Consider the following 26442-nt stretch of genomic DNA (forward strand, 5'->3'; position numbering starts at 1 on the left):
CTAAAACTAGCTGAGATTTTGAAAGCTTAAGTGTAGCCACTTATCAACTTTTTCTCTATGATGCGACAATAATTAATTGTGAATTAGCGTACTGGTTAATGAGACAATGAAACATCAGTTTAAATTTAATCCTTTAGCAACAGCTATTTTGACACTTTTGTGTGGCGGCTCGATTCAATCAGGTTTCGCAGCTTCAGCTGATGCCGTCTCTACGCTTGACAATAAACAGCTTAAAGCCATCACCCAACAAAATCAGGCTCAGCCAAAGCAAGAAAGCTATAAGGGTGAAAAGTTTTTCCAGCAATATTATGTGGACAAATCAGCAGCAGAAGCCCAGTTACGCGACAATCGCTATTTAAGCTCTTCCTTTTGTCAGGGCACATGGATTACCCCGATTAATCCACAAACCAAGCCATCCGATGCCAATAACACCACTTCAGTAATCACCGCAGACTATGGTCATTACAACCCTGAGGGAGATTCTTTCCTGCAAGGCAATGTTGTGATTGATCAGGAAGGGCGCAGTATTCGCGCAGATCAGGTCACCATTGATTCAACCCAAACCCATGCAAAAGCGCAAGGACAAGTGCAGCTTGCACAATCAGGCCTGCTCACGCAAAGTGATGAGATTGACTACAACCTAAAAACACAGACAGGTGATTTAAACAATAGTTTCTACATCTCTGAACAGCAGCATGCGCATGGTTATGCAAGTCAAATCCAGCGTCAGAATGAAAACCTGGTTATCTTAAAAGATGCAAGCTATACCGCCTGCCCACCTGGACAAAAACCAGCCTGGAAAATTCAGGCAAAGCAAATAGAACTGAATCAGGATACGGGTCGTGGTGTAACACGTGGCACCAAGCTTTATGTCAAAGATATACCTGTACTTGCCGTACCCTATTTCAATTTCCCGATTGATGACCGCCGTACCACAGGTATTTTAACCCCTACTTTCGGTTATACCAATGATGGTGGTGCACAGCTTGGCGTGCCTGTTTATCTTAACCTGGCACCAAACTACGACTTAACGCTTACTCCAAGCTTTATGAGTAGACGCGGTGGCAAGCTGGATGGTGAATTCCGCTATATGACTGAGAATTTTGGTTCAGGTCGAATCTGGGGCGGATATTTACCAAACGACAATCAATATGACAATAAAGACCGTGATGACCTGCATTTCATCCATTACTGGAAAATGAATAATCAATGGTCGACCAATTTAGAATATAACTATGCATCAGATAAGGATTATTTCGCAGACTTTGAAAATAATCCAAATAGCAAAACCGATCTGAATCTACGTCGCGCCTGGGAACTGAATTATCAAAATGGTATTCCAGGTCTTAAGGCTCAGTTGAAAGTCGAAGATTTCCAGACACTGGATAAAACCATTAAAGACGCAGATAAGCCCTATGCCCGACTGCCACAATTTTTATTAAATTATGTTACAGGCGATCCACAAGGATTACAGTATGAATTTAATAACGATACTGCCTATTTCAAAAAGTCTATTAATGATGATTCAGCTCTGGAATCAAGTGGTACACGTATCTATAACCAGTTTGCCGTTCGTTATAACTACATTACCCCATCATGGTTCTATGCGATTCCAGAAGTTTCTGTACGCAGCATCAACACATTCTATGATCAGGACTCCAAGAAGAGTATTGGACTGTCCAAGTCAGATGATTTAGAAAAATCTGTTGTTGTACCCCAGTTTACATTGGCAACAGGGGTCACTTTTGAAAAAGAGGGCAAATACCTGCAAAGTATTTCGCCACGGGCTTTTTATGCCTACTCACCTTATAAAAAGCAGGATGATTATCCAAACTTTGACTCAACCACAGCCTCGATCAACTACGACCAGCTTTTTAACCCCTACCGTTTCTATGGCCATGACCGTCTGGATGACAACAACTTTTTGTCATTGGGTGTAACCTATAGTTTATTGGATACAGAAGGTCTGGAGCGTATTCGCGCCAGTGTCGGTCAAAGCTATTATTTTAGTGATCGACGTGTCAGCCTGAACCAACAGCCTGACGAGTTTGATACCCAGCGTCAGACAGGTCCTATTGTCAGTGTATCTAGTCAGCTCAACCAGAATTTCACCATTAACGCCAATTCAGCTTGGATGTCGAATGGTGACAATGCTCAGCGAGATGTGCAAGCCTACTATACAGGCGGTCAGGGCAACCTATATAACTTAGGCTATTTCTACCGTAAAGACATTCCTGACCGTCAGAATTATTACGATCAGGTTGTTGCATCCTTTATACAACCTGTAAAGGATAATTGGCGTATCATGGGCCATGCTCAATATGACCTGGACAACAAACTAATGCGTGAGTACCTGCTTGGCATCAATTATGAGTCTTGCTGTTGGGCTGTTTCAGTTTATGGTCGTTCCTACTATAACGATCTGGATGATCCAAACTCTCCAGATGTTCGCAAAAAACGTGCAGTTATGGCCGAGTTTACCCTGAAAGGTTTAGGGGGCTTAAACAACAAGCTTGCCTCTCTTCTGGAAAATAGAGTTTTAGGTTTCAACAAAATTAATCAATCTTGGACACAACGTTAATGAAGATACAACACTTTCAACATATCTTTAGAGCCACTGTTCTCGCTGCCCTAGTTTCTTCATCAATGCAAAGCTTTGCCCAACCTACGGATGAGGTTGTCGCAATTGTGGACGATAGTGTTATTCTTAAAAGTGACTTAGAGCAAGGAGTTGCGGAAACGGAACACCAGCTAAAAGCACAAAATAAAACGGTCCCACCTCAACAGTATTTACAAATGCAGGTGCTGGACCAGTTGATCGTTCGTCAAGCCCAGTTAGAGCAAGTAAAACGCTATGGCATTAAACCAGACGAGAAAAGCCTGAATGCAGCCGTACTAAAAGTTGCGAATCAGTCAGGTGCCAGCACATTAGAGGCTTTCCAGCAAAAGCTGGATGCCATTGCGCCTGGTACTTACGAAAATCTACGTAACCGAATTGCTGAAGATTTAGCCATTGGCCGCCTGCGTCAACAACAGGTGATGTCACGTATTAAAATCAGCGACCATGATGTGGAGAATTTCCTAAATTCTCCTGAAGGTCAGGCTGCCTTAGGGATTCAGGCACACGTCATTCATATGCGTATTTCAGGTGAAAATACCGATGAAGTCCAAAAAGTAGCTCAAGAAGTTAAAAAAGCTTTGGCTACAAGTGATGATCCTAAAACGATTAGCTCAAAGCTATCCACCTCAACCGTCAAGGTTGATGGCGCAGATATGGGTTTCCGCCCGCTATCTGATATTCCTACCGAACTTTCAGCGCGCCTTACACCATTAAAAGTAGGTCAAACCACTGAGTTGATCAATGTGCGTGATGGTGTTCATGTACTTAAATTACTTGAACGCAAACAGAATGACCAAAAAGCTCTGGTCTCTCAATACAAAACACGCCACATTCTGATCCAACCATCAGAAGTTGTAACCCTGGACCGCGCCAAACAAATGATTGACAGTCTTTACACACGCGTAAAAGCAGGTGAAGATTTTGCAACATTGGCTGCAACTTATTCAAATGATACAGGTTCCGCCCGTGATGGTGGTAGTCTCGGCTGGGTGAGCCCTGGTATGATGGTTCCAGAGTTTGAACAGGTCATGAAAGACACACCAGTTGGTCAAGTCAGTAAACCATTCCAGACCCAGTTTGGCTGGCATATCCTACAGGTTACAGATACTCGCCAGCAGGACATGACCAAGGAAGTTCAGGAACGTATGGCTCGCCAGATTTTAGGTGAACGTCAGTTTGATACCGAAGTGGATAGCTGGACACGTGAACTTCGTGCCAATGCCTATGTTGAAATTAAAGATGCCAACCTAGACACCAAAGCTCCACAAAAATAATCCAGCTACTTTAATGCAAATGCCAGCCTGTATAAGAGCTGGCATTTTATTTACTCGATAAAGAAAAAACAGCGGCAAATGCCGCTGTTTTTAGCTACAAATGAGTTATTTGTAACGATCAACCATCTTCTCTAAAGAAATTGGACGAATCTTGTCAGCATTGCCTGCTGTACCAAATGATTCATAACGATCGATACAGATTTGCTTCATTGCTTCAACTGTCTCGCCAAAGAATTTACGCGGATCAAATTCGCTTGGTTTTTCAGCCATCATACGGCGCATTGCACCCGTTGAAGCCAAACGCAAGTCAGTATCAATATTGATTTTACGCACACCATGTTTGATTGCTTCAACAAGCTGCTCTACAGGCACACCATAAGTTTCTTTAATATCACCACCATATTGGTTAATCACAGCCAACCATTCCTGTGGTACGGAGCTTGAACCATGCATCACAAGATGCGTGTTTGGCAGTGCAGCATGAATTTCTTTAATACGGTCAATTGCCAGAATATCGCCTGTAGGTGGGCGAGTAAACTTGTACGCGCCATGTGAAGTACCTACAGCAATCGCCAAGGCATCAACATTGGTATCTGCCACAAACGAGGTTGCCTCTTCAACAGAAGTCAGCAATTGAGAATGGTCAAGTACGCCTTCTGCGCCAACACCATCCTCTTCACCAGCCATACCAGTTTCAAGGCTACCTAGACAGCCAATCTCACCTTCAACTGAAACACCACATGCATGCGCCATCGCAACCACGCGGCGAGTTACATCAACGTTGTAATCGTATGAGGTTGGTGTCTTGCCATCTGCACCCAATGAACCATCCATCATGACTGAGCTGAAACCCAACTGGATAGAACGCTGACAAACATCAGGGCTTGTACCATGATCCTGATGCATTACCACAGGAATATGCGGCCATTCTTCAATCGCTGCCAAAATAAGGTGGCGGAGGAACGGTGCACCTGCGTATTTACGCGCGCCAGCCGAAGCCTGCACGATTACAGGTGAGTTTGTTGCATCCGCAGCGAGCATGATTGCACGCATTTGTTCTAAGTTGTTTACGTTAAATGCTGGTACGCCGTAGTTATGTTCCGCAGCGTGATCCAAGAGCTGGCGCATTGAGATGAGTGCCATAATATCCTCCCAGGTAATGCGCCATATTCTACATGCTGATTTATTTCAATTCAGCAACTAATCACAGGAAATCAAAAAAAATCCCTGATCTTTTGTGCAATCTGGTGAACGAATTGTATTTTGCAATAAAAAAAGACCAAATCTATGAACAATTTGGTCTTTTCCGTATTTATGCTGGGTTTATTAAAATTAACAATACCCATCCAGACGAGTTAAAGGCAATTTTTTACCAATCGCCTTTTCAATCTCTGGTAAATAAAAAGCATCATCTTCCGACAGGAAGCTAATACTTACGCCCTGCGCTCCTGCACGTCCTGTACGCCCAATACGGTGTACATAATCATCCGATTGCTCTGGCAAGGTAAAATTAATCACATGCGACACACCATCAACATGAATACCACGACCTGCCACATCGGTTGCAATCATAATGTTGTGCTTGCCCTGCTTGAATTGGTCCAGCATCTTTAAGCGCTTGTCCTGGGCAATTTCACCCGACAACATCCCAACCTTATAACCATCACGCTTGAGATGGTCATACAAACGGCGAACCTGATCCCGACGGTTCGCAAAGATCATGACTTTATCAATAGGCTCATCACGCAAAATTTCTTGCAGAAGCTTATATTTGTCTTTTTTCTCAACCATATACACGCGTTGCTCAACATCGACATTGGTTTTCTGCTCAGGCTCAATCTCAACCATAACAGGTTCAAACAACCATTGGCGTGCAAGATTGAGAACATCGTAGCTAAACGTTGCCGAGAACATCAATGTTTGACGCTGCTCCTTAAATGACGAATAACGCACAATACGTTTTACTGAAGGAATAAAACCCATATCCAGCAAACGATCCGCCTCATCAATCACTAAAAATTCAATTTTATCAAGCCAGACTTCTTTTTGCTCCACAAAATCAATCAGTCGCCCAGGAGTCGCAACAATAATATCGACAAAATTCTTGTCCAGCATTTTCTTTTGCTTGTCAAAATCAACACCACCCAACAAAGTGACAACATGCAAATTTGAGAATTTTGTTAAAGCCTGAGCATCACTTTCTATCTGTAAAGCCAACTCACGTGTCGGTGCCAGAATCAAGGCACGCGGTTCACCACGAAAACGCTGGTCCTGAATAGGATTATTGAGTAGATCATTGATCACGCTAATCAAAAAGGCCGCTGTTTTGCCTGTACCCGTTTGCGCTCGACCAATGGCATCATGTCCTGCCAACGTATATTTTAAAACCTTTTGCTGAATTGGGGTCATTTGTGTAAAACCCAAAGCATCAATCGCTTTTTTTAACTGCGGATGTAAATTTAAGGTTTCAAAACCAGATGTCATATATGCACTCGAACCATCAATGAGCAAAAGAAAGTCGCTATTATAAACCATAAAAAATAAAAACGCCCCAATAAGATTGGAGCGTTTTATAACCCCCTATAGTTCCCCCTTATTAAGGGGGAACTATAGGGGGTTAAAGCAACAAATTAGTCTAAAGGCTGAACGTTTTCAGCTTGGAAACCTTTTTGTCCTTGAACTACGTTGAATTCTACGCGTTGGCCGTCACGTAAAGAACGGTGGCCATCGCCCATAATTGCGCGGAAATGAACGAATACGTCATCACCACCATTACGCTGAATAAAACCAAAGCCTTTAGTGTCGTTAAACCACTTTACTACGCCTTGTTCACGAGCTGTCATAAGTCAATCCTCAGATATTGAAAGATAAGGACCTTCCGGTGTTGCAAACAGCAGAGCCAACAAGGTTTTAAAATTTTTATAATTTTAAAGCTTGTAATCATTCTGTAAAACTATCAACAATTTCCGGTTACATCCATTTGTTATAGGGTTTAATACAATAAAATTTAATTAAACACTTTCTAAAACGCATCGAGCTTAACATGGGTTTATGATAATTAATAGATTTATTTTAAGTTATTTCTAATGTTTCTATCTGTTTTTTTCAATCATTTAGCTGTTTTTTTAATGAGATTCCCCCTCTAAAGTCACACGAAAATTTGCTAAGATAATGACGTATTCAGCGGCTTAAACGATTATGACTCTTATTTCCAGTTCACCTGAGATTATTGATGCCCTAGGGCAGCCCTGCCCAATGCCACTGTTGATGTTGAAACGTGCCTTAAAAAAGGCACCCGAAAAACAGCAGTTTTTACTCAAGTCATCCGACCCACATAGTGAAATTGATGTAACACGATATTGCCAAATCCAGCAACTTCAATGCCAGCCTCAAAAAATTTCAGAGAATGAGTTTCACTATTTAATTGAATCTATGTAATTCTTTGCTAAACTCTGACTAAAGATAAATGCATTAAATTTACATTTCTATACTCAAATTTCCTTAGTGATGAAGTCTATTCGCATTAAGATGAAATTGTTGACTTAAATATAATCCTATAAGGAGACTCCATGACTACTGACAGCAGCAATCAATTGATGCCCCTGTCATTGTCTGCGCCAGGTGTAAACCTTGGTGCATATATCAGTACTGTCAATCAAATTCCAATTTTAACGGCTGAGCAGGAAAAAGAACTTGCTGAGCGTTACTATTATGACCAAGACCTTGATGCTGCCAAACTTTTGGTAATGTCACACCTGCGCTTTGTCGTACATATTGCACGTAGCTATGCAGGTTATGGCCTTCCACAAGGTGACCTGATTCAGGAAGGCAATCTTGGACTAATGAAAGCGGTTAAACGTTTCGACCCAAACATGGGTGTTCGTCTAGTTTCTTTTGCTGTGCACTGGATTAAAGCCGAAATCCATGAATATGTGATTCGTAACTGGCGTATTGTCAAAATTGCTACTACCAAAGCACAGCGAAAATTATTCTTTAATTTGCGTAGTCTTAAAAAATCAAGTAAAAAACTCACCTTAGAAGAAGCACGCTCAATTGCAAATGATTTGAATGTAACACCTGAGCAAGTGCTTGAAATGGAAGGTCGTTTAACCGCTTATGATGCTGCGTTTGAAGCACAGGGCGATGATGATGACGATACTCCACATACCGCCCCTGCACTATATTTGGAAGATAATCGTTACGATCCTGCGCGCTTGATTGAAGAAGAAGATTACGAGGAACAAAGCACCACTGCCTTACATGAGGCTATGGATCAACTTGATGATCGCTCACGTAACATTCTACAACGTCGCTGGCTGGATGATGATAAATCGACCTTGCATGAACTTGCGGCTGAATATAACGTTTCTGCAGAACGTATTCGCCAACTTGAAAAGAATGCAATGGAAAAAATCAAAACCGCCATGTCTGCGAGTTAAGATTACATCAAACACAAGGGCTTTCATGCCCTTTTGTTTTATCTGGCTTTGTTTAAACACCCGAATATGTTAAGTTTGTTCATCAAATTTTTAGTTCCATTATCATTATGTGGATAGCAATCTCTGCGCTAAATCTCGCGCTTGCAGTTATGTTAGGCGCTTTCGGCGCGCATGGACTCAAATCTTTTGCCACACCTGAGCAACTGGCTTGGTGGAGCACAGCAACCCAATACTTTTTCTATCATGGCCTTGGCTTACTGATTTTAGGTGTGCTTCATAAAACCACACCAACTCTGCCAATAAAAATTCCTTTTATTTTGATGCAAATTGGTATCATTTTTTTCTGCGGTTCGTTGTACATTATGGCACTTGGTCTACCAAAAATCTTAGGTGCGATCACCCCGATTGGTGGTGCATTTATGATTGCAGGTTGGCTTTTGCTCGCATGGCAAGCGCTTACGCATGCGAAATAAGGATTTATCATGCACATCTATTTAAATGGCGAGTTGACTGACACGCCTTGTGAAAACCTACAGCAATTGATTCAGGTGTTGGCTTTAGAGGGTAAACGCTTCGCTGTGGAGAAAAATCAACAGATCATTCCGAAAAGTAAACTTGAGCAAACCACAATTGCTCCCGAAGATCGTATTGAAATCATTCAAGCTGTTGGTGGCGGCTAATCGGCTAAAAATGGAGTAGCCCATGCAAGATTCCCCTTTAATTATTGGCTCACGTACTTTCCAGTCTCGTTTATTGGTCGGAACAGGCAAATATAAAGATTTAAATGAAACTGGTTTAGCCATTCAGGCAAGTGGCGCTGAGATTGTGACGGTGGCAATTCGTCGAGTCAATATCGGACAACATGCAGATCAACCTAACCTGCTTTCAGTGATTCCACCTGAGAAATATACCATCCTGCCAAATACCGCAGGTTGCTTTGATGCGGATAGCGCAATCCGTACCTGTATGCTGGCGCGTGAACTTTTAGATGGACACAATCTGGTCAAGCTGGAAGTTCTAGGTGATGAGAAAACCTTATACCCAAACATCACTGCAACACTGAAAGCGGCCCAAACCTTGATTGATGATGGTTTTGAGATCATGGTCTATACCTCGGATGACCCAATTGTGGCCCAAGAACTTGAAAGTATGGGTTGCGTGGCAATCATGCCTTTAGGTAGCCTGATCGGTTCTGGTTTAGGCATTCTCAATCCACACACTATTTCGATTATCAAGGAAAACGCCAAAGTACCTGTGCTGGTCGATGCAGGTGTCGGTACAGCCAGTGATGCAGCGATTGCAATGGAATTGGGCTGTGACGGTGTCTTGATGAATACAGCGATTGCGGCTGCTCAAAACCCGATCTTAATGGCTTCTGCCATGAAGAAAGCGGTTGAAGCAGGTCGTGAAGCCTTTTTAGCAGGTCGTATGCCACGTAAGCGCATGGCAAATGCAAGTTCGCCTGAGACGGGTTATTTCTTCAAATAGTTCATCAAAAACATATTCATTTTGTTATAAAAAGGTGCAATTATCATTGCACCCTATTTAAATTCTGCTTTGCCTGTAATTCAAAATTCTGTTGAAAATATTCAGTCTGATAAAGCGGTTGTGTTTGATAAAAATGCTGTAAAACTTCTTTTCTCTTCACTGCATAAAGTTCTGGTTCAACCCAAACATACTCTTTTTGAATCTGTTGTTCATATTCTACAAAACGTGCTGGCGATGCTGCTAAAATCGATAAATCAATATCCAGTAAAAACTGTAAATCCAATTCATCTGTTGTTGCATGTTTTTGTGTGGCTAAAATCCATTGCTTAATTTTGATAACTGTTTGATCAGATAAATCAGCAGTCACATACTGTTCAAACAGCTCTGCACTTTTCAGTTCATTGTCTTTGGCTTGTGGATTATAAATAGCATCATGAAACCAGAGTGCCAGAGCAACTGCATAAAAATCATTTAAATAGGGTTTAACCAATTCAAGTAAAATAAGACATTCATATAAATGCTGAATGGTATGATAAGCCCGTTGTTTTTCGCTATAGGCAGCGATGAGTTTATTCAATATTTTCTGTGGTTCAGAAAAATGATAGTGTTGATGCAACTCAAACCATGATTTTTCTAGGGCTGGTATATATTGCTGCATCGATAACACCTTTAAAAATTATTGATTTACTTATTGCTCATCCCGCTTAAAGACCAACTCTTTGTCTGATGAACTTTCAGTATCAAAATAATAGCCATCACTATTAAATGCTTTGAGCTGCTCTACCTGACTCAGTTTGTTTTTAATGATATATCGTGCCATTAGACCTCTTGCTTTTTTCGCATAGAAACTAATGACTTTATATTTTCCATTCTTTTGATCCAGGAACACAGGCTTGATAATCTCCACCTGAATTTTCTTTTCATTTACAGATTTATAATATTCGTCAGAGGCTAAATTTATCAATACTTTTGCATCAATATTTACCAAGTCTTGATTGATCTGATCGGTAATAATATCACCCCAAAACTCATACAGGTTATGGCCGCGTGTATTGTTTAGTTTTGTGCCCATTTCCAGACGGTATGGCATCATCAAGTCCAAAGGACGCAATAAACCATAGAGACCTGACAACATCCGCAAATGCTGTTGGGCGAAGTCGATTTCCTGATCATCGAGATCATAAGCATCCAAACCTGTATAGACATCCCCCTTAAATGCAAACATGGCTTGACGGGCATTGGAAAAATCAAAATCTGCATTCCAGTCACGGAAACGCCCAACGTTTAAATTTGCAATTTTCTCACTAACTGTCATCAGAGAAGCAATTTCAGTTGCCGAAAGTTTGCGGCACACGTCAATCAATTGTTGAGACTGTTGTAACAAACGAGGTTGTGTATAAGTATCTGTTGGTAAAGCTGTTTCGTAATCTAAAGTTTTTGCTGGAGAAATTAAGGCAAGCATAATCAATCAAAGTGAATCTATAGTCAAACCGTTTAATTACCCATACACTCGTTAAAGAAACGACTAAAAAGCTTATCTATTGAGTTAACCAACCATTTTTTCCTTTTTGCTTTCACCCATGCCCACATTTTTTCAATAGGATTAAGGTCAGGACTATACGGTGGTAACCAAAGTATTTGATGCCCATGTTGGGTTAATAGATCTTGTATATCTTGTCGTTTATGGAAAGCTGCATTGTCCATGACAATTACACTATTCGAGGGTAATTCTGGTAATAAAAACTGATCTACCCAAAAATGAAATACATCCGAATTTACTTTGCAATCAAATAAACCAACTGCAAATAACTTACCCTCATGGATTGCTCCTATTGCATTGGTTTGATTTTTTAATTGCCAATTATATGTTCCATAACAAGGAGTTCCCTGTTTTGAATAACCATGAGGTCTATGTTCATGAGATTTAAATCCACTTTCATCAAGATAGATGATCGGGTGTTGACACCTTAATCGGTTTAAATCTTTTAAATACTGCTCTCTGAGTTCTGTTTTTGCTTTCGGGTGCCGTAAGGTCTTTTTTTAACTGTGATATTTAGACGCTTGAGCGCATCTCCAATTGTAGAAGTACCACAACCAAAACGAGCAGCGCGTTCATATTGATAATCATCAGGATATTGCTCAACATCTGCACGTAAGGCATCATCATCAACTTTAGATGGTTTTCTTGGTCGAGTTCTTTTTATTTCGATTCGCTTTTTCCATTCGACAATTGTATTTTTATCAATTTCGAAGTGTTGAGCAACCGCTCGGATAGATTGACCTTCTTCAAGCTTGGCTAATATTTTCTTTCTAAAATGTATTGGATAACTCATATCGGTATTGTATTGGTTTTTTGACGTACGGACTATAAATTCCCTAAACTATAACAGTTGATAATTTTTAATGCCAATTCGTGTTCTCGCTAAGTTTTATCGGTAAAATAGTGGATTCTTCCATTACCCATACCATGTCTTATGTCTGAGCAAATATTCATTCAAGGTCCTGTTGGTCAAATCGAAATATTTGTCGATCAACCTAAAGGTGAAGTGACAGGTTTTGCGGTGGTGTGCCATCCTCATCCTTTACAAGGTGGTACACCGCATCATAAGGTTCCTGTGTTGCTGGCTCAGATTTTTAATGAAATGGGTTGTGTGGTCTATCGTCCAAGTTTTCGGGGTCTGGGTGGCAGCGAGGGTACACATGATCAAGGTCATGGTGAAACGGATGATATTCTGACTGTGATTGAATATGCCCGTGAAAAACATGCTGGCTTAACATTCTACGCAGGTGGCTTTAGTTTTGGTTCGCATGTACTGGCAAAATGTCAGGCGCAACTCAGCGAAGAACTACGTCCGAAACAACTGGTTTTATGTGGATTACCCACAGGTTCAGTGATCGAGTTGCGTCATTACACCACTCCAGCAATTGACGGGGATATTTTATTTGTTCATGGGGAACAGGACGATATTACCCTGCTTTCAGATATGATTGCCTGGGCAAAGCCACAAAAGCATCCGATTACCATCTTGCCTGGCGCAAACCACTTCTTTACGGGCTATTTAAAACAGCTCAAACAAGTGATTAGCCGTTTTTTAAACGTGTCGATTTAACAAGATATCGAGGACTTACGCATTTCCCAATCAGCTTCTGCAATTGATAATTGACATACTTCACCCACTTTCGAGTAGCTCGAATAAAAGCTATTAACTCAGGCCTGTCACCATTAAGTGAGGGTTATTTTGCTTATTGCGCCAGTTGCTCAGAGTCAGAAGTTTATTCACTGCTAAGCACCACAACAGACACTAGCTACTCTTTATTTCAACAATTGAAGTAATGCTGTAGCGGTTGCAGCAGAAGAGGCTGGATTTTGTCCAGTAACCAGCAAGCCATCTACTTGAACATATACTTGCCAATCATCCACTTTAGAATAATGACCACCGTTTTCTTTAAGCATGTCTTCGACCAAAAATGGTACAATTTCAGTCAAACCTACAGCAGCCTCCTCAGTATTGGTAAAACCAGTCACTAATTTACCGCTGACTAAAGGTGCTCCATTACTCGCTTTCACATGTCGAAGAACACCTGGGGCATGACAGACTGCTGCAACAGGTTTGCCAGATTGAATCGCCTGTTCAATCAGAGAAATTGAAATCGGATCTTCTGCTAAATCCCACAATGGGCCATGCCCGCCTGGATAAAACACTGCATCATAATCAGCTAAAGAAATTTCGCTAAGTTTATGCGTCTGTGCCAATGCTTGCATTGCAATTGAATCAGCTTCAAAACGATGAGTAGTTTCAGTTTGCGCATCGGCTAAATTACTTTTCGGATCTAGTGGTGGCTGCCCACCTTGAGGCGACGCCAGCGTAACTTCAGCACCAGAGTCAATAAAGGTGTAATACGGTGCAGCAAGTTCTTCTAGCCAGAAACCTGTTTTCTTACCAGTATTGCCAAGTTGATCATGTGAGGTTAAAACGATTAAAATTTTCATGTTATTTCTCCGATAATTTTCAGGATTGAGGAGCATTGTTACAGGGTCAGAGCATGCCAGATACGCGCATTTAGCTTAGATGCTCGTCTCGAGAATTTGGCGACTGATCTCTAATGAAACATTTTTATGTTCGCCTAGCTGTGTCAGATTGTGTGATTTAAGTTGCGTAATGATGATCTCAATATCTGTCTCCCCCAGTTCATAATCGCTAAGACGAGTCGGCAATCCAAGTTGCTCAAAGAAGGCTCGAGTACGAGCAATAGCAGTATCAATACGTTGTTCTTCATCACCTTCGACAATCTGCCAGACTCGAGCTGCATACTGTAGTAATTTTTCTCGCTTCTCTTGACGACACACTTGTAAATTGGCAGGCAACACAATGGCCAAGGTACGAGCATGATCAATACCATATAAAGCCGTAAGCTCATGTCCAATCAAATGGGTTGACCAATCTTGTGGTACACCAGCTCCAATCAGCCCATTCAGTGCCATGCTAGCAGCCCACATCAAATTCGCACGCGTGTCATAATCTGCTGAATCTTCCAAGATTTTCGGTCCAATCTCAATCAGAGTTTGCAATAAACATTCGGCAAAACGATCTTGTACTTGTGCATTGACAGGGTAAGTTAAGTACTGTTCCATGACATGAACAAATGCATCGACCACGCCATTTGCTAACTGGCGCGTCGGCAAGCTAAAGGTTTTATTCGGATCAAGCACGGAAAATAATGCGGCTTTTGACTGCACCATGTGCTAACTATACATAAAATAGACCAGTCGTCTATTTTTATAAAAATTATCTCAGCTTGGCGATTTTAGTGATGGTTAAACAAATTCAGGCTTGTTCTATACCACTTTTATTATTGACGTATTTTCACGAGCGATTGTTGGATCGAAAGAATCAACACGTATGACTATTGACATGGTCGTGAACGCATTGGCTAAAACAGTGAATGGCTCATACAAAATAGCGATGATTAAATATTTTAAAAGTAGATTGGCACGGTTTAGCAGATGTACAAATGCGACACTAAATTAGAAAGATTGGTTCAATATAAAGCGTGTACCTGGGTGCATTCGTTTATTTACTCTGTTTTGGATATTGACCCATGTAAATGGTGAGATTAAGCCATTAAATAAAGTAGCCCAACTTGAATAAAAAGCCTCTGACAAACCTCACAGGGTTGAAGTGCTGCCTTTCATTCAAAATTTCAGGCAGCACACTCATACATTTAAGCGTCGGTTTAAGCTGGTAGTTTACTCGCCAAAACATCTACTTTTTCAATTGACGGTGGCTCTGAAAATAGCTCTTCGGCCTGAGCCATCAAAGCAGCTGCAACCTTGCCAGATAAATGTGCTTGGCGACCCGCCTCATCAGGAAATGCATCAAAAATACCAAATGTTGTAGGTCCAAGACGTAGGCCAAACCACGCAACTGTCGCAGGTTCTTCCATTACAATAGGTAAACCGGCTTTAAGGAAAGCTTCCACTTCGTCTTCTTTACCCGGTTTAGCTTCAAGACGGACATATAAAGCTGTTTTAAGCATGACTAAAACTCCACAATTGATTAAAATTAAAACTCATACTGACATTGATAATGTGTGCATGTCAGAAAGTTTTGTTGTACAAAGGTTAAAAACAATTTTCCATAGCAGAGCCAAAATTTGGATGTTTATTTCGGCATAATGCTATGAATTTATTCAAGTTAATATCATTAACATTTGAATCAGTAAAGTTAAGATATGAGATGATTAAATTCAATCTTAGTTATATAAGGATCAATTGACTCTACCTTAAATTCATAAGCTGATCTCTTCATCTGGAAATTATATTGCTCAAGAAGCATTCAAGAACAACATGTACATCCTCATATCTATGAAAGTTATTTAGCTAGGAATTTGCTGTGAAACTCTATATGTTTCTCTATGAAGCTCGCAATGAAGTAATAGCTATGGTCATACCCTTCTCTTAGGTTAAGTGTAAGAGGATATTCTTGTTCCAAACAAATATCACTAAGAAGCTTAGGTCTTAACTGTTCTTCAAGAAAATCATCAGCTGTTCCCTGATCGACTAAAATAGGTAAATGAACTTCCGCGTTTTTGATTAATTCAATCGCATCATAGCTTTTCCATAAAGTTTCGGTTTCACCTAGGTAGTGTGTAAAAGCCTTTTTCCCCCAAGGTACTTGGCTAGGTGCAACAATTGGCGCAAAAGCAGAAATACTTTTATACAGCTCAGGATTTTTTAACCCAATGACTAATGCACCATGCCCCCCCATGCTATGTCCCATAATGCTTTGGACTTGATTGGTCGGAAAATTCAGGTCAATCAGATTTCTGAGCTCTTCCACAATATAATCATACATTTTGAAATGCTGCGACCAGGGTGCTTGTGTTGCATTCACATAGAATCCTGCGCCTTGGCCTAAATCATAATCTGCATGATCTGGTACATCTTCTCCACGTGGGCTGGTATCTGGTGCAACAATAATGACTTTATGTTCAGCCGCATACTTTTGTGCTCCGGCTTTAGTAATAAAGTTCTGTTCGTTGCAAGTCAGTCCTGATAACCAATATAAAACTGGCAACCGCTCATCTTTGTCATGAGGTGGCAGATATATTGAGAATTTCATTGAACAGTTTAATGCTGTTGACTGATGGCGATACACTTCTTGCGATCCACCAAAAGAAGCATGTTTCTCAATTATTTCCATAATCAATTACCTATGTTGAGCAAGACTTCATGAGAAATCGGTTTTACAGATAATGTGCCGTTTTAGAGGATTCCATGCATGTCATTCATGATGCACATGCATGGAAAAGTATAAGGTCTGACGCAATTATTCGTAATGAATTACAGTACGAATTGACTTACCTTCATGCATTAGATCAAAGGCTTCATTGATCTGATCCAAGCCCATCGTATGTGTCACAAATGGCTCTAATTGAATTTTACCTTTCATGGCATCTTCAACCATTCCTGGAAGTTGCGTACGACCTTTTACGCCACCAAAGGCAGAACCTAGCCATTTACGACCAGTAACCAGTTGGAATGGACGGGTGGAGATTTCCTGACCTGCGCCAGCTACACCAATAATTACGGATTGTCCCCAGCCACGGTGTGCACTTTCAAGGGCTGCACGCATCACATTCACGTTACCAATACACTCAAATGAATGATCTACACCCCAGCCAGTCATTTCGACAATGACTTGCTGGATTGGTTTATCGTAATCTTTAGGGTTCAAGAAGTCCGTTGCACCAAACTCTTTTGCCAGCGCAAATTTATCTGGATTCATGTCAACCACAATGATACGTCCTGCTTTAGCTTGACGTGCGGCTTGTACGACTGCTAGACCAATACCACCTAAACCAAAGACCGCAACACTATCACCTTCTTGTACTTTAGCCGTGTTATGTACTGCACCGATACCCGTTGTTACCCCACAACCCAGTAAGCAGACATGTTCGTGATTGGCTTCAGGATTGATTTTAGCCAATGATACTTCTGCCACTACCGTGTATTCACTGAACGTTGAGCAGCCCATATAGTGGTAAATCGGTTGACCATTGTAGGAAAAACGAGTGGTACCATCTGGCATTACGCCTCTACCTTGAGTTTCGCGAACGGAAATACACAAGTTCGATTTTCCAGATTTACAGAATAGGCACTCGCCACATTCAGCGGTGTAAAGTGGAATTACATGATCACCTGGTTTGACGCTAGTCACGCCTTCACCCACCTCAACTACAACACCAGCACCTTCATGCCCGAGAATAGCCGGAAAAACGCCTTCAGGATCATCGCCAGATAAAGTAAATGCGTCTGTATGACACACACCGGTATGGGAGATCTTAATTAATACTTCACCTTTCTTCGGTGGTGCAACATCAACTTCAACAATTTGAAGAGGTTGACCAGGACCAAACGCAACGGCAGCACGTGACTTCATGGAATAATTCCTTATACAGATCTATTTTAAATATGATTTTAGAATCTTGGCGATTTCAGCCAATTCTTCTTTTCGTTGTTGTTCTGTGGTTTCACCTGATACTAATGTGTCCTTTAAATGAACCTCCAACATTTCATTCATTAAACCATTAATAGCACCACGCACAGAGCATATTTGTTGCAGAATTGCACCACATTCCACATTATCTTCTAACGCTTTTTCAATCGCTTGTGTCTGACCTTTGATCTTTCTGACGCGTAGAAGAATCTTTTTTTTGTCTTCAACCTGATTAGGCATCAGACCTCCTTATTCGCTAGCATTAATACTATAGTACCCCATAGTATAAAAAAAGCAATAATTTTTATAAATCGAAAATTAAAAAGATCTTTAGCGAAAATTTTCTATCCCTGTTTTTTAGTTTTTTTTAAATTAACATCATAGAGCTTATGCGAAAGTCACAAAAAAAAATGGGACTTTTAGCTCCCATTTTTATTTTGGCTCATGTTCTTTGTAATGCTGGGACCTTTTAGAATTATGTTTCCAACTTTTAGCCACTTTGTAGATATTTTGAACATTTCAAGCCTTGAAAATACTACCGACAGTTTAGATTAAACTGCCTTTACAGACTGTACTAGAATATTTTTAGTGAGCGGATGATATTTATTATTCATTATTTAGGAATTATTAAATCCTATAAATATCATTTATTGGATTAATTTAGTTTGGTACTGTGCATATCATCCCCCAGTTAAGAATAAGGAACAACTATGAATAAGATGATGAATGCTCTTATCTTAGAAAATTTTGGTGATCATGAATTTACATGTACAGAACTCCCTATACCTCAACCAGAGGCTGGGCAAGTTCTAGTACGTATTCATGCCAGTGGTGTAAACCCTATTGATTATAAAATTCGTCTTGGTGAAGCACCATATGCTATGCCAGAGCTTCCTGCCGTGTTAGGAACAGATATGGCTGGGGTTGTAACTGCTGTTGGTGAAGGTGTCACCCACTTCAACGTCGGAGATGAAGTTTACGGTCTGATAGGTGGCGTTCGTGGTCTTCAAGGATCTTTAGCAGAATATGTTGTAGCAGATGCTGATCTGATCGCATTAAAGCCACGGAATATTTCTATGCGCGAGGCAGCAGTACTACCATTGACTTTTCTCACCGCTTGGGAAGGTTTAGTGGATAATGCGAAGGTCCAACCAGGGCAAACTGTACTGGTTCAGGGTGGTGCTGGTGGCGTTGGTTATATGGTTGTTCAGCTTGCAAAAGCACTTGATGCAATTGTTTGGGCGACTGGTCGTACAGCTGATCAATCACTGATTTCAGAACTCGGTGCAACACCTCTCGATTACACAACAGCATCTTCCGATGACATTATTGCTGCAAGCCCTGAGGGTCAAGGTTTTAACATTGTTTACGACACTGTGGGTGGTCCAGTACTCGAAGCTTCACTTTCCATGACAACTCACTATGGCCACATTACCAGCTGTGCTGCATTTGGTAATCATAATTTAGCGAGTTCATCTCTACGGTGTGCCACAGTGTCTGGCGTATTCGTCCTAATGCCGATGTTAACAGGCAATCGCCGTGCTCATCATGGTGATATCCTTAAGATCGCGACTCGTCTCGTTGAGGAAGGTAAACTGCGTCCTATTGTTGATCCTCGTGATTTTACTCTAAACCAAGCGATTGAGGCTCATGATGCTGTTCAAGATCGCTCTGCCAATATTAAGGTCGCGATTGATGTCATTTAACGCACTTCAGGCCAAGACTTGGCGCTTCAATAGTATTGGAGATACAGATGTTCTGACATTAGAAACACTTCCTGTGGCTTTACCAGCAGCAGGAGAAGTTCTAATCCAGATGAAAACGATCGGACTTAACCGGGCTGATGTAATGTTTCGGCGTGGTACTTATATTCAAAAGGCAGTATTCCCTTCTCGTCTGGGATATGAGGGAGCAGGCATAGTTCTGGCAATAGGTGAAGGTGTACGCCAATTTTCTCCAGGAGATGCAGTATCGATTCTTCCGACTGACAATCTAGCCAAATATGGGACATATGCGGACAAGCTTCTGATTCCAGAAACTTTCTTAGTTCACAAACCCGATAGTTTAAGCTGGGAAGAAGCTTCTTCAATCTGGATGCAGTATTTGACGGCTTGGGGTGGTGTAATCCATGCTGGTGGAGTTTCGAAAGGCAAAACGATCTTGATCACAGCAGCTTCAAGTAGCGTAGGACTAGCTGCGATACAGATAGCTGAAGCAGCGGGTGCTAAGGTCATTGCAAGTACACAGACGATAGAGAAAAAGCAACGTTTACTGGATCTCGGTGTTAAAAATGTTATAGCCAGTGAAGATGAACCAGATTTGTATGAGGCGCTTGTTTTACGTTTAGGTGGAGAACATCTTGATGTCGCCTTCGATGCTGTAGGAGGGCCACATATTGAACAGATTGCAAAAGCGATGTCTATAGGAGGAACTATGGTTATGCATGGTGCACTTAGCCCGGAGATCACACCATTTCCCCTTAGAGTTGCATTACGCAAGAGCTTAACCATGCGAGGTTTTTTGTTCCTTGAGGTTCTCCATGACCCTGTTCTAAGGGAGCAAGCCAGACGATTTATTCTTAGCAGTATAGGTGCAGGATATCTTCGTCCAGTGATCGACTGTTGCTTTAACTTTGAGGACATGCATGACGCTCAGCGCTATCTTGAATCAAATCAGCAAATAGGAAAAATTGTAGTTACTCTAAATACATGATGGTCTTATCTGATTTCTACTTCCTAGAAAAAAGGTTAGTTCTATCTGATTCAGTTTTCTATATGGCCCAACACTTCCGCTAAGTAATCAAACAATGCTCGGATTCGCAAAGGTGTCGGGCCCCGCTGTGGACGATATAAATACAGGCGCCAAACGGGAGAGGTTTCCTCATGAAGTATCTGAATGAGCTTACCACTCCTAAGCCACGGCAAAACTAGAAATCCAGGCATGTGTCCGAATCCAACTCCAGCGAGAATCGCTTGAAATTCAGCTTCTAGATCATCTGTAATAAAACGAGGCTTTGATGGCGTAAAGCTTCGACTTTCAGTGAATGTCCATGGCCAGTAACGCCCTGTTTTATGATCGACTAGTGCTGTTAGAGGGTATTTATCAAGGTCAATAATTTTTTTAGGCATTCCGACCTTATCAATTAACTCTGGCGTACCCACAGAATAAAAGTTCACTTTAGCCAATTCCCTTGCCACATATCGATTGTCCGGCAAAAATCCAAATCTGATCCCGATATCTATCCGCTCATCAATCACATCCGAGTGTGAATCTGTTAGCACACAATCCACGACAATATCTGGATAACGTATGGCAAATTCTGCTAGTGCGGGTACTACCAATTTGCGCCCTAACACAGACGACACAGTAAGACGGACAGTCCCATGCATTTCATCTCGTTTTTCCTTGGTATCTTTTACAAACAAAGCATCGATCGATCCCACCGCAAAACGTGCTTGCTTTGCCAGACGCTCACCATCAGCGGTAATTTTAATTTGTCGAGTACTCCTGTAGAACAGAATCTCTCCGCGCTGCTCTTCTAGCTCTTTTATTGCCCGTGTCACTACCTGCGGGGAAATACCCAGCTGAGTTGCTGCCTCTTTAAAATTTCGAGACTCTGCTGCGACACAAAAGATACGCATCATTTCCAATTTGTTCTGCATGTCCAATCCTGTGTTATGGTAATTATTCCGTAAATAGGAATTCTGAAAGATAATATTATTCATTTATTATACCTAACAAGGCTGTAATACTTAATCCATCAAATATGATTGACAGATAGGTTGAAGGTTACTTGTATGAATAATATAGAAAATAAAGTTATTGTTATCACTGGTGCAAGTAGTGGTTTAGGTGAAGCTACTGCTCGCTTACTTGCTAAAAAAGGTGCAAAGGTTGTACTTGGTGCTAGACGTACTGAAAAATTACAGGCTATTGTTCACGACATTCGTGCTGAAGGTGGTCAAGCTGAATTTATTGGTATGGATATAACCAAACCACATGAAGTACAAGCACTTATTGAAAAGGCATTAAGCGCATTTGGTCAAATCGATGTATTGGTAAACAATGCTGGATTAATGTCTATTGCACCATTAAGTGAGCTAAAAGTTGATGAATGGGATCGTATGATCGACATTAATATTAAAGGTGTTCTTTATGGTATAGCAGCTACCCTACCTGTTTTCCAAAAACAAAACTTTGGACACTTTATTAATCTCGCATCTGTTGCAGGGTTAAAAGTATTTAGTCCAGGAGGTACTGTTTATAGCGGTACTAAGTTTGCTGTAAGAGCCATCTCTGAAGGCCTTCGTCATGAAGTTGGGGGAACAATTAGAACGACGACTATTGAGCCTGGTGCAATTGAGTCAGAACTAAAATTCGGTTCTTCTCATAAAGAAAGTTCAGAGTTCGTTACGGATTTCTACAAACAAGCCATACCAGCTGACTCAGTCGCTCGAGCAATTGCTTATGCAATTGAACAGCCTGCGGATGTAGATATTAATGAAATTGTTTTACGCCCAACGAGCCAAGAGTTTTAATAATTGAATAACAAAAAATGGGAGCACCTCGCTCCCATTTTTACTATATTTTTAAAGTTAAGGACAAATCTATGAAAGCCGTATCGTATGTTATCAATAACCATGATGATTTTAAAAATTCATTGGTAGATATTGAAAAAGCGAAGCCTACGCTTAAGGAGCGTGATGTACTGGTAAAAGTTCAGGCAATCTCTGTGAATCCAGTTGATACCAAAGTGAGAAAAAATTCGTCTGAAGCAAATAATCGTATTTTAGGTTGGGATGCCGTTGGGGAAATTATTGAAGTTGGCTCAAAAGTTACCTCGTTTAAAGTAGGAGATTCTGTTTGGTATGCTGGCGATTTAACCCGAGATGGTAGTAATGCTGAGTTTCAAGCAGTCGATGAACGAATTATCAGTCTTAAACCCATTACAGTATCTAATGCAGAAGCAGCAGCATTGCCATTAACTGCAATAACCGCATGGGAAATGTTGTTTGATCGTTTTCAAATTTCAGAAACAGAAGTTGGCAGTATTTTAATTATTGGTGGTGCAGGTGGTGTAGGATCAATCGCGATTCAACTCCTAAAAGCAAAAACAAATCTGACCGTTATAGCAACAGCTTCACGTGAAGAAACGAAATCTTGGGTGGAATCACTGGGTGCCGACCATGTCATTGATCATAGCAAAGATTTAAATGCACAAATCGAGACACTAGGCATTGAAAAACCAAAATACGTATTCTCTACAAATCATACAGAAACATATATCAAGCAAATAGTTTCTCTGATTGCACCACAAGGCAAGCTTGGATTGATCGATGATCCACAAACATTTGATATTATGCCGTTTAAGACTAAATCTATTTCTATCCATTGGGAGTTGATGTTCACCCGCTCAATGTATGAAACCGATGATATTGAAAAGCAAGGTGATCTATTGCAACAGGTTGCTCAATTAGTTGACCAGCAAAAAATTAGAAGTACCCTCAACCAAAATCTAGGCAAAATTAACGCTGCAAACTTGGAGAAGGCGCATAAGTTGCTTGAATCAGGCAAGTCAAAAGGCAAAATTGTACTAGAAAACTTCTAAAACAAATTAAAGGTGAAATAATGACTATTTCAGTAATTGCGAACATTAAGGCAAAATCAGATCAAAAAGAGACGTTAGAAGCGCTTTTAAAAAGTGTAATAGAGCCTACGCTTCAAGAAGAAGGATGCTTGAAATATGAGCTTTATATTAGCGAAAATGACTCGAGTAGATATTTCTTCTTAGAAGAATGGCGTAGCAGAGAGGATTTAGATATCCATCTAGCCACTGATTATATTCAAAGTTTATTTGGTAATATCCAATCGCTCATTGAATCAAGTGATATTGTAGAAATCAAAAAAATATAGCTGTATTCGGACATTATGATGAAGGGCGAATTCGAGACTGTAAATAACAGTGTGTAAGTCCTATATTTTTATTCTATCCATTTAATTTTCAGATAAAAAAAGCTCACCAAGGTGAGCTTTTTTTCAAAAGATTTTATTAGTTCTGGGCAACTACAGTAATACCCGTCGCTTGAGGACCTTTTTTACCTTGAGCAACAGTAAATGATACACGTTGTCCTTCATGAAGAACCTTAAAACCATTGCTTTGGATTTCACTGAAATGAGCAAATACATCTTGCCCAGAATCGGCATGAATAAAACCAAAACCTTTAGTTTCATTGAACCACTTAACTGTACCAGTCACTGAATTAGACATAAATTAACCTATATACAAAAATACTTTGGATGCTTAGCAGCAATTAACTGGAAATAATAAACTCTGAAACTAAATCTGATGAAACGAAAGGTTTGGTTAAACTACGAAATCTAAGATTTGCTGAATCAACAGTATTATTCTTCTAGTTATTATTTACTATACACGCTTTCTCTTAACACGCAATCAATATCTGTTCATATTGATATACAAAATTTGGATGCGGGGGCTGGATTTGAACCAACGACCTTCGGGTTATGAGCCCGACGAGCTACCAGACTGCTCCACCCCGCATTAGGGAGTTAGCGTTATACGCCCATAGGCTGGACAATGCAAACTATTTTTAGAAATTTCACTTAATTAACGTGAATTCGGTTTAAGCGGATTTTAATTCAATCGGTTTTAAAATCTGCTGAATCCCAGACTTATATCCATTTAGCAGATTAATGAGGCAATTTGATAAGTTTTGTGACGTCGTAACCATAATGTTTTGCAGTTTCCAGATAGGACTTATACGTAGCTTCATCGAGTTGCTGTTCACGTGACAAAATCCATAGGTATTTATTACTTGGTCCCCCCACAAGCGCCACTTTGTATTCTGGATCTACTCGCAATACCCAGTAATCACCTTTGCTAAATGGTATCCATCTTAAGCCTTGAGGCAAAAAGCTGACTTTCAGTTTGTTGTTCCCCTGATTTTGCGAATACGCAACACTTTCAGAGCTAATTATCTCGCGATTGGCAATGAGGCGCAGCAGTTTCTGCTTGAGTCGTTTTACTTAAGCTGATGATAGACAGTGCTATAGCTGCAAAAGCAGACTTAAATCGCACCTTCATTTTTTAGCCTTGCTAGATCTCAAGATTAAGATAACCCAAGTCGATGTGAACAAAGTGTGAAGATTAAATGCAGGATGAATGTAGGCGAAATTTCAATCTTACAGCCTGAGAAAATGAGAAAAATGATTTTTTCTTGGATCCCCTTTTAACGCGGTAAATTGGTTTTTTCTGTTTCAATGTAGCAATGTTGTCGATAGACTTGTTAAAAAAATCAACTAGATCAACATATTAACTCCTAATCCAGTCATTTTTTATAAGATAATTAAATATACATATAAAAAAACTTGATTAATTTTATTTTTAAGGTATAGTTAACTCAACTAGAAAAAAGTCTTGTTTCATTAAATCTCTTTTAACTATCGTCGTTTTATTCATAATTCTTCGTTTTTTTCAGATTTTAAGTTTCATTCTTTATTATTTTCAAAGTTATATGCAGTCAATAAAATGACTAAAATTATTAAAAAATCAGTAGGATTTATTATGTTAAACTCAAATGTTGTTAAAGGTACCGTTAAGTGGTTCAATGAAACTAAAGGTTTTGGTTTTATTCAACAAGAATCAGGTCCAGATGTTTTTGCGCACTTCAGTGAAATTGCCAGTTCAGGTTTTAAAACCTTATTTGAAGGTCAACAAGTTGAATTCAGCATCGCTCAAGGTCAAAAAGGACCGAATGCGGTCAATATTGTTGCTATATAAGCACTAAAATACGAGTTGAAAAAGCACTACTCAGTGCTTTTTTAATTTTAAAGAAAAAGTTGTTGTTCCATATTGGAAAAAATCATAAAAACAGGATATAAATTGTTAAAAGTTAATGAATTAATTGCAAAATCTAAAAATGGTACTGAAATTATCGTTTCTTTAATTCCCTTAAATAAAATGCAGAATACACGTCAAGGTTTTAAAGAAATTGAAGTGGGTAAAAGAGTTCTGCTGGAATCTGGAATTGAGGTAGATTTAAATTTAGATGGTCGTACATTTTATACGTCTTTAAATCAATTATTTAAGCTAAATCATAAAGTGATTTAAATAAAAAAACTTCTGAATGATGAAGCCATGTAATGGTTTCTCTTTCCTGCTGTTATTCAAGGTATATCTAAGTATTCCCTGCTTATTCAGGATGGTGTCTGTTTATAGTAGTCTGTAAAATACAGCGCATTCACATGATCGAGCCGATGACAACGTACTAAAAACCCTGCAGCACCATCATTGAAAGCCGTCATAATCTTTGATCAGGTCTGGAGTGGCTATGCGTTTTAGTTTATTTAATTTTGGGTGACCAGCTTCATTCTCAGCTTGCTACGCTTAAAGCGCTGGATCGCACCTAGGATGTCATCCTCATGGCCAAAGTTGTGGAGGAGGCCACGTATGTTGCCCATCATCCACAGAAAATTGCCCTGATTTTTAGCGCCATGCGTCATTTTGCCAAAGAACTCAAAGCAGAAGGCTGGCGTGTACGTTACCAAGCTTTTCAATTTAGCCAGATCAATGAGTTATAAACGATGAAAAAACAATATCTCCC

At 40.2% G+C, this 26442-nt stretch carries 28 protein-coding genes, 1 tRNA gene and 5 pseudogenes; 17 read left to right on the forward strand and 17 right to left on the reverse strand.

The genetic code is table 11. From position 1 onward, the window contains the following. Nucleotides 1-106 precede the first annotated feature (106 nt). On the forward strand, nt 107-2581 hold the full coding sequence (locus F988_RS07400) for an LPS-assembly protein LptD (RefSeq protein WP_004682248.1): 2475 nt from the start codon (nt 107-109) through the stop codon (nt 2579-2581). Beyond that, a complete protein-coding gene (locus tag F988_RS07405; RefSeq protein WP_004682249.1) occupies nt 2581-3894 on the forward strand; it encodes a peptidylprolyl isomerase in 1314 nt (437 codons plus the stop codon). Before F988_RS07400 ends, F988_RS07405 begins: the two co-directional genes overlap by 1 nt. Nucleotides 3895-3999: 105 nt before the next feature. Here F988_RS07405 and fba read toward each other — a convergent pair whose 3' ends face one another. The 3 genes from fba to F988_RS07420 all read right to left on the reverse strand — a co-directional run bounded on the left by fba (nt 4000) and on the right by F988_RS07420 (nt 6737). Then, nucleotides 4000-5037 (reverse strand): class II fructose-bisphosphate aldolase, encoded by a 1038-nt coding sequence (gene fba, locus F988_RS07410; protein ID WP_004679518.1) that lies wholly within the window; start codon nt 5035-5037, stop codon nt 4000-4002. Between the two features lie 189 nt (nt 5038-5226). Further along, entirely contained in the window at nt 5227-6378 is a 1152-nt protein-coding gene (gene rhlB / locus F988_RS07415) for an ATP-dependent RNA helicase RhlB (protein WP_004682251.1), read from the reverse strand. Nucleotides 6379-6524: 146 nt separating this feature from the next. Beyond that, nucleotides 6525-6737 carry a cold-shock protein gene (locus tag F988_RS07420; RefSeq protein ID WP_004679521.1) on the reverse strand — a complete coding sequence of 71 codons (213 nt, stop codon included), beginning with the start codon at nt 6735-6737 and terminating at the stop codon, nt 6525-6527. A gap of 355 nt (nt 6738-7092) precedes the next feature. On the opposite strand from F988_RS07420, the gene F988_RS07425 reads away from it, so the two are divergent. The 5 genes from F988_RS07425 (at nt 7093) to F988_RS07445 (ending at nt 9821) form a co-directional block, all read left to right on the forward strand. Then, nucleotides 7093-7332, forward strand: a complete 240-nt coding sequence (locus F988_RS07425) for a sulfurtransferase TusA family protein (RefSeq protein WP_004679523.1) — start codon at nt 7093-7095, stop codon at nt 7330-7332. Nucleotides 7333-7463: 131 nt separating this feature from the next. Next, the gene (rpoH, locus tag F988_RS07430; RefSeq protein ID WP_004679525.1) at nt 7464-8333 is read left to right on the forward strand and encodes an RNA polymerase sigma factor RpoH; all 870 of its coding nucleotides are present in this window, start codon (nt 7464-7466) and stop codon (nt 8331-8333) included. Between the two features lie 107 nt (nt 8334-8440). Beyond that, complete coding sequence (locus F988_RS07435) at nt 8441-8806, forward strand: DUF423 domain-containing protein (RefSeq protein ID WP_004679527.1); 366 nt, start codon at nt 8441-8443, stop codon at nt 8804-8806. A 9-nt stretch (nt 8807-8815) separates the two neighbouring features. Then, nucleotides 8816-9013 (forward strand): sulfur carrier protein ThiS, encoded by a 198-nt coding sequence (gene thiS / locus F988_RS07440; protein ID WP_004682254.1) that lies wholly within the window; start codon nt 8816-8818, stop codon nt 9011-9013. Between the two features lie 22 nt (nt 9014-9035). Beyond that, complete coding sequence (locus F988_RS07445) at nt 9036-9821, forward strand: thiazole synthase (RefSeq protein ID WP_004679530.1); 786 nt, start codon at nt 9036-9038, stop codon at nt 9819-9821. Between the two features lie 43 nt (nt 9822-9864). On the opposite strand, the gene F988_RS07450 is transcribed toward F988_RS07445, so the two are convergent. The 4 genes and pseudogenes from F988_RS07450 to F988_RS07465 all read right to left on the reverse strand — a co-directional run bounded on the left by F988_RS07450 (nt 9865) and on the right by F988_RS07465 (nt 12154). Next, the gene (locus tag F988_RS07450) at nt 9865-10479 is read right to left on the reverse strand and encodes an HD domain-containing protein (RefSeq protein WP_004682255.1); all 615 of its coding nucleotides are present in this window, start codon (nt 10477-10479) and stop codon (nt 9865-9867) included. 30 nt (nt 10480-10509) lie between these two features. Continuing rightward, the gene (gene yaaA / locus F988_RS07455) at nt 10510-11283 is read right to left on the reverse strand and encodes a peroxide stress protein YaaA (RefSeq protein WP_004682256.1); all 774 of its coding nucleotides are present in this window, start codon (nt 11281-11283) and stop codon (nt 10510-10512) included. A 32-nt stretch (nt 11284-11315) separates the two neighbouring features. Continuing rightward, nucleotides 11316-11789 (reverse strand): annotated as a pseudogene (locus tag F988_RS15715) (IS630 family transposase); the annotation flags it as partial. Nucleotides 11790-11806: 17 nt separating this feature from the next. Further along, a complete protein-coding gene (locus F988_RS07465; protein ID WP_004676962.1) occupies nt 11807-12154 on the reverse strand; it encodes an IS630 transposase-related protein in 348 nt (115 codons plus the stop codon). Nucleotides 12155-12295: 141 nt separating this feature from the next. Between F988_RS07465 and F988_RS07470 the strand changes: the two genes are divergently transcribed. Then, complete coding sequence (locus F988_RS07470; RefSeq protein WP_004682258.1) at nt 12296-12931, forward strand: alpha/beta hydrolase; 636 nt, start codon at nt 12296-12298, stop codon at nt 12929-12931. A 203-nt stretch (nt 12932-13134) separates the two neighbouring features. On the opposite strand, the gene F988_RS07475 is transcribed toward F988_RS07470, so the two are convergent. Together F988_RS07475 and F988_RS07480 are read right to left on the reverse strand one after the other, a co-directional pair. After that, a complete protein-coding gene (locus tag F988_RS07475) occupies nt 13135-13812 on the reverse strand; it encodes a type 1 glutamine amidotransferase domain-containing protein (protein ID WP_004682259.1) in 678 nt (225 codons plus the stop codon). Between the two features lie 75 nt (nt 13813-13887). Then, nucleotides 13888-14538, reverse strand: a pseudogene (locus F988_RS07480) (iron-containing alcohol dehydrogenase); the annotation flags it as partial. 103 nt (nt 14539-14641) lie between these two features. Here F988_RS07480 and F988_RS15720 point away from each other — a divergent pair. Further along, a pseudogene (locus F988_RS15720) lies at nt 14642-14971 on the forward strand (IS3 family transposase); the annotation flags it as partial. 85 nt (nt 14972-15056) lie between these two features. Here F988_RS15720 and F988_RS07485 read toward each other — a convergent pair. The 4 genes from F988_RS07485 to F988_RS07500 form a co-directional block, all read right to left on the reverse strand. Beyond that, nucleotides 15057-15359: a putative quinol monooxygenase gene (locus F988_RS07485; protein WP_000920558.1), complete on the reverse strand. Its 303-nt coding sequence runs from the start codon at nt 15357-15359 to the stop codon at nt 15057-15059. Between the two features lie 335 nt (nt 15360-15694). After that, nucleotides 15695-16525, reverse strand: coding sequence for an S-formylglutathione hydrolase (gene fghA, locus F988_RS07490; RefSeq protein ID WP_004682262.1), 831 nt, complete (start codon nt 16523-16525; stop codon nt 15695-15697). 126 nt (nt 16526-16651) lie between these two features. Beyond that, entirely contained in the window at nt 16652-17764 is a 1113-nt protein-coding gene (locus F988_RS07495; protein ID WP_004682263.1) for an S-(hydroxymethyl)glutathione dehydrogenase/class III alcohol dehydrogenase, read from the reverse strand. A 21-nt stretch (nt 17765-17785) separates the two neighbouring features. Continuing rightward, on the reverse strand, nt 17786-18061 hold the full coding sequence (locus F988_RS07500) for a metal/formaldehyde-sensitive transcriptional repressor (protein ID WP_001133624.1): 276 nt from the start codon (nt 18059-18061) through the stop codon (nt 17786-17788). 470 nt (nt 18062-18531) lie between these two features. Between F988_RS07500 and F988_RS07505 the strand changes: the two genes are divergently transcribed. Both F988_RS07505 and F988_RS07510 read left to right on the forward strand, forming a co-directional pair. Further along, nucleotides 18532-19527, forward strand: coding sequence for a zinc-dependent alcohol dehydrogenase family protein (locus F988_RS07505; RefSeq protein WP_004682265.1), 996 nt, complete (start codon nt 18532-18534; stop codon nt 19525-19527). Beyond that, nucleotides 19517-20533, forward strand: coding sequence for a zinc-dependent alcohol dehydrogenase family protein (locus tag F988_RS07510; RefSeq protein ID WP_004757894.1), 1017 nt, complete (start codon nt 19517-19519; stop codon nt 20531-20533). Before F988_RS07505 ends, F988_RS07510 begins: the two co-directional genes overlap by 11 nt. Nucleotides 20534-20583: 50 nt before the next feature. Here the strand turns inward: F988_RS07510 and F988_RS07515 are convergent, their stop codons facing one another. Next, on the reverse strand, nt 20584-21483 hold the full coding sequence (locus F988_RS07515) for a LysR family transcriptional regulator (protein ID WP_004682268.1): 900 nt from the start codon (nt 21481-21483) through the stop codon (nt 20584-20586). 135 nt (nt 21484-21618) lie between these two features. Between F988_RS07515 and F988_RS07520 the strand changes: the two genes are divergently transcribed. The 3 genes from F988_RS07520 to F988_RS07530 all read left to right on the forward strand — a co-directional run bounded on the left by F988_RS07520 (nt 21619) and on the right by F988_RS07530 (nt 23734). Beyond that, complete coding sequence (locus F988_RS07520) at nt 21619-22359, forward strand: SDR family oxidoreductase (RefSeq protein WP_001059480.1); 741 nt, start codon at nt 21619-21621, stop codon at nt 22357-22359. Between the two features lie 71 nt (nt 22360-22430). Then, on the forward strand, nt 22431-23429 hold the full coding sequence (locus tag F988_RS07525) for a zinc-binding alcohol dehydrogenase family protein (RefSeq protein ID WP_004682270.1): 999 nt from the start codon (nt 22431-22433) through the stop codon (nt 23427-23429). Between the two features lie 20 nt (nt 23430-23449). Further along, the gene (locus tag F988_RS07530; RefSeq protein ID WP_004682273.1) at nt 23450-23734 is read left to right on the forward strand and encodes a putative quinol monooxygenase; all 285 of its coding nucleotides are present in this window, start codon (nt 23450-23452) and stop codon (nt 23732-23734) included. A 136-nt stretch (nt 23735-23870) separates the two neighbouring features. On the opposite strand, the gene F988_RS07535 is transcribed toward F988_RS07530, so the two are convergent. From F988_RS07535 to F988_RS14570, 3 genes and pseudogenes are all read right to left on the reverse strand, one after another. Further along, nucleotides 23871-24089 carry a cold-shock protein gene (locus F988_RS07535; protein WP_004679548.1) on the reverse strand — a complete coding sequence of 73 codons (219 nt, stop codon included), beginning with the start codon at nt 24087-24089 and terminating at the stop codon, nt 23871-23873. A gap of 214 nt (nt 24090-24303) precedes the next feature. Further along, nucleotides 24304-24380 (reverse strand) — tRNA-Met (locus F988_RS07540). Between the two features lie 149 nt (nt 24381-24529). Beyond that, nucleotides 24530-24820, reverse strand: a pseudogene (locus F988_RS14570) (lipocalin family protein); the annotation flags it as partial. Nucleotides 24821-25403: 583 nt separating this feature from the next. On the opposite strand from F988_RS14570, the gene F988_RS07545 reads away from it, so the two are divergent. From F988_RS07545 to F988_RS15600, 3 genes and pseudogenes are all read left to right on the forward strand, one after another. Continuing rightward, on the forward strand, nt 25404-25619 hold the full coding sequence (locus F988_RS07545) for a cold-shock protein (protein WP_004679551.1): 216 nt from the start codon (nt 25404-25406) through the stop codon (nt 25617-25619). Nucleotides 25620-25721: 102 nt separating this feature from the next. Continuing rightward, nucleotides 25722-25949 (forward strand): hypothetical protein, encoded by a 228-nt coding sequence (locus F988_RS07550; protein WP_004682274.1) that lies wholly within the window; start codon nt 25722-25724, stop codon nt 25947-25949. A 209-nt stretch (nt 25950-26158) separates the two neighbouring features. Then, nucleotides 26159-26395: pseudogene (locus F988_RS15600) on the forward strand (cryptochrome/photolyase family protein); the annotation flags it as partial. Between the last annotated feature and the right edge of the window lie 47 nt (nt 26396-26442).

Origin of the sequence: Acinetobacter parvus DSM 16617 = CIP 108168 (assembly GCF_000368025.1) — a bacterium.
GTDB classification, from domain to species: Bacteria; Pseudomonadota; Gammaproteobacteria; order Pseudomonadales; family Moraxellaceae; genus Acinetobacter; species Acinetobacter parvus.

What these genes read in the sequence shown, in the direction of transcription:
- F988_RS07400 (WP_004682248.1), top strand. Translation starts at nt 107, where the DNA reads ATGAAACATCAGTTTAAATTTAATCCTTTAGCAACAGCTATTTTGACA.
- F988_RS07405 (WP_004682249.1), top strand. Translation starts at nt 2,581, where the DNA reads ATGAAGATACAACACTTTCAACATATCTTTAGAGCCACTGTTCTCGCT.
- fba (WP_004679518.1), bottom strand. Translation starts at nt 5,037, where the DNA reads ATGGCACTCATCTCAATGCGCCAGCTCTTGGATCACGCTGCGGAACAT.
- rhlB (WP_004682251.1), bottom strand. Translation starts at nt 6,378, where the DNA reads ATGACATCTGGTTTTGAAACCTTAAATTTACATCCGCAGTTAAAAAAA.
- F988_RS07420 (WP_004679521.1), bottom strand. Translation starts at nt 6,737, where the DNA reads ATGACAGCTCGTGAACAAGGCGTAGTAAAGTGGTTTAACGACACTAAA.
- F988_RS07425 (WP_004679523.1), top strand. Translation starts at nt 7,093, where the DNA reads ATGACTCTTATTTCCAGTTCACCTGAGATTATTGATGCCCTAGGGCAG.
- rpoH (WP_004679525.1), top strand. Translation starts at nt 7,464, where the DNA reads ATGACTACTGACAGCAGCAATCAATTGATGCCCCTGTCATTGTCTGCG.
- F988_RS07435 (WP_004679527.1), top strand. Translation starts at nt 8,441, where the DNA reads ATGTGGATAGCAATCTCTGCGCTAAATCTCGCGCTTGCAGTTATGTTA.
- thiS (WP_004682254.1), top strand. Translation starts at nt 8,816, where the DNA reads ATGCACATCTATTTAAATGGCGAGTTGACTGACACGCCTTGTGAAAAC.
- F988_RS07445 (WP_004679530.1), top strand. Translation starts at nt 9,036, where the DNA reads ATGCAAGATTCCCCTTTAATTATTGGCTCACGTACTTTCCAGTCTCGT.
- F988_RS07450 (WP_004682255.1), bottom strand. Translation starts at nt 10,479, where the DNA reads ATGCAGCAATATATACCAGCCCTAGAAAAATCATGGTTTGAGTTGCAT.
- yaaA (WP_004682256.1), bottom strand. Translation starts at nt 11,283, where the DNA reads ATGCTTGCCTTAATTTCTCCAGCAAAAACTTTAGATTACGAAACAGCT.
- F988_RS07465 (WP_004676962.1), bottom strand. Translation starts at nt 12,154, where the DNA reads ATGAGTTATCCAATACATTTTAGAAAGAAAATATTAGCCAAGCTTGAA.
- F988_RS07470 (WP_004682258.1), top strand. Translation starts at nt 12,296, where the DNA reads ATGTCTGAGCAAATATTCATTCAAGGTCCTGTTGGTCAAATCGAAATA.
- F988_RS07475 (WP_004682259.1), bottom strand. Translation starts at nt 13,812, where the DNA reads ATGAAAATTTTAATCGTTTTAACCTCACATGATCAACTTGGCAATACT.
- F988_RS07485 (WP_000920558.1), bottom strand. Translation starts at nt 15,359, where the DNA reads ATGCTTAAAACAGCTTTATATGTCCGTCTTGAAGCTAAACCGGGTAAA.
- fghA (WP_004682262.1), bottom strand. Translation starts at nt 16,525, where the DNA reads ATGGAAATAATTGAGAAACATGCTTCTTTTGGTGGATCGCAAGAAGTG.
- F988_RS07495 (WP_004682263.1), bottom strand. Translation starts at nt 17,764, where the DNA reads ATGAAGTCACGTGCTGCCGTTGCGTTTGGTCCTGGTCAACCTCTTCAA.
- F988_RS07500 (WP_001133624.1), bottom strand. Translation starts at nt 18,061, where the DNA reads ATGCCTAATCAGGTTGAAGACAAAAAAAAGATTCTTCTACGCGTCAGA.
- F988_RS07505 (WP_004682265.1), top strand. Translation starts at nt 18,532, where the DNA reads ATGAATAAGATGATGAATGCTCTTATCTTAGAAAATTTTGGTGATCAT.
- F988_RS07510 (WP_004757894.1), top strand. Translation starts at nt 19,517, where the DNA reads ATGTCATTTAACGCACTTCAGGCCAAGACTTGGCGCTTCAATAGTATT.
- F988_RS07515 (WP_004682268.1), bottom strand. Translation starts at nt 21,483, where the DNA reads ATGCAGAACAAATTGGAAATGATGCGTATCTTTTGTGTCGCAGCAGAG.
- F988_RS07520 (WP_001059480.1), top strand. Translation starts at nt 21,619, where the DNA reads ATGAATAATATAGAAAATAAAGTTATTGTTATCACTGGTGCAAGTAGT.
- F988_RS07525 (WP_004682270.1), top strand. Translation starts at nt 22,431, where the DNA reads ATGAAAGCCGTATCGTATGTTATCAATAACCATGATGATTTTAAAAAT.
- F988_RS07530 (WP_004682273.1), top strand. Translation starts at nt 23,450, where the DNA reads ATGACTATTTCAGTAATTGCGAACATTAAGGCAAAATCAGATCAAAAA.
- F988_RS07535 (WP_004679548.1), bottom strand. Translation starts at nt 24,089, where the DNA reads ATGTCTAATTCAGTGACTGGTACAGTTAAGTGGTTCAATGAAACTAAA.
- F988_RS07545 (WP_004679551.1), top strand. Translation starts at nt 25,404, where the DNA reads ATGTTAAACTCAAATGTTGTTAAAGGTACCGTTAAGTGGTTCAATGAA.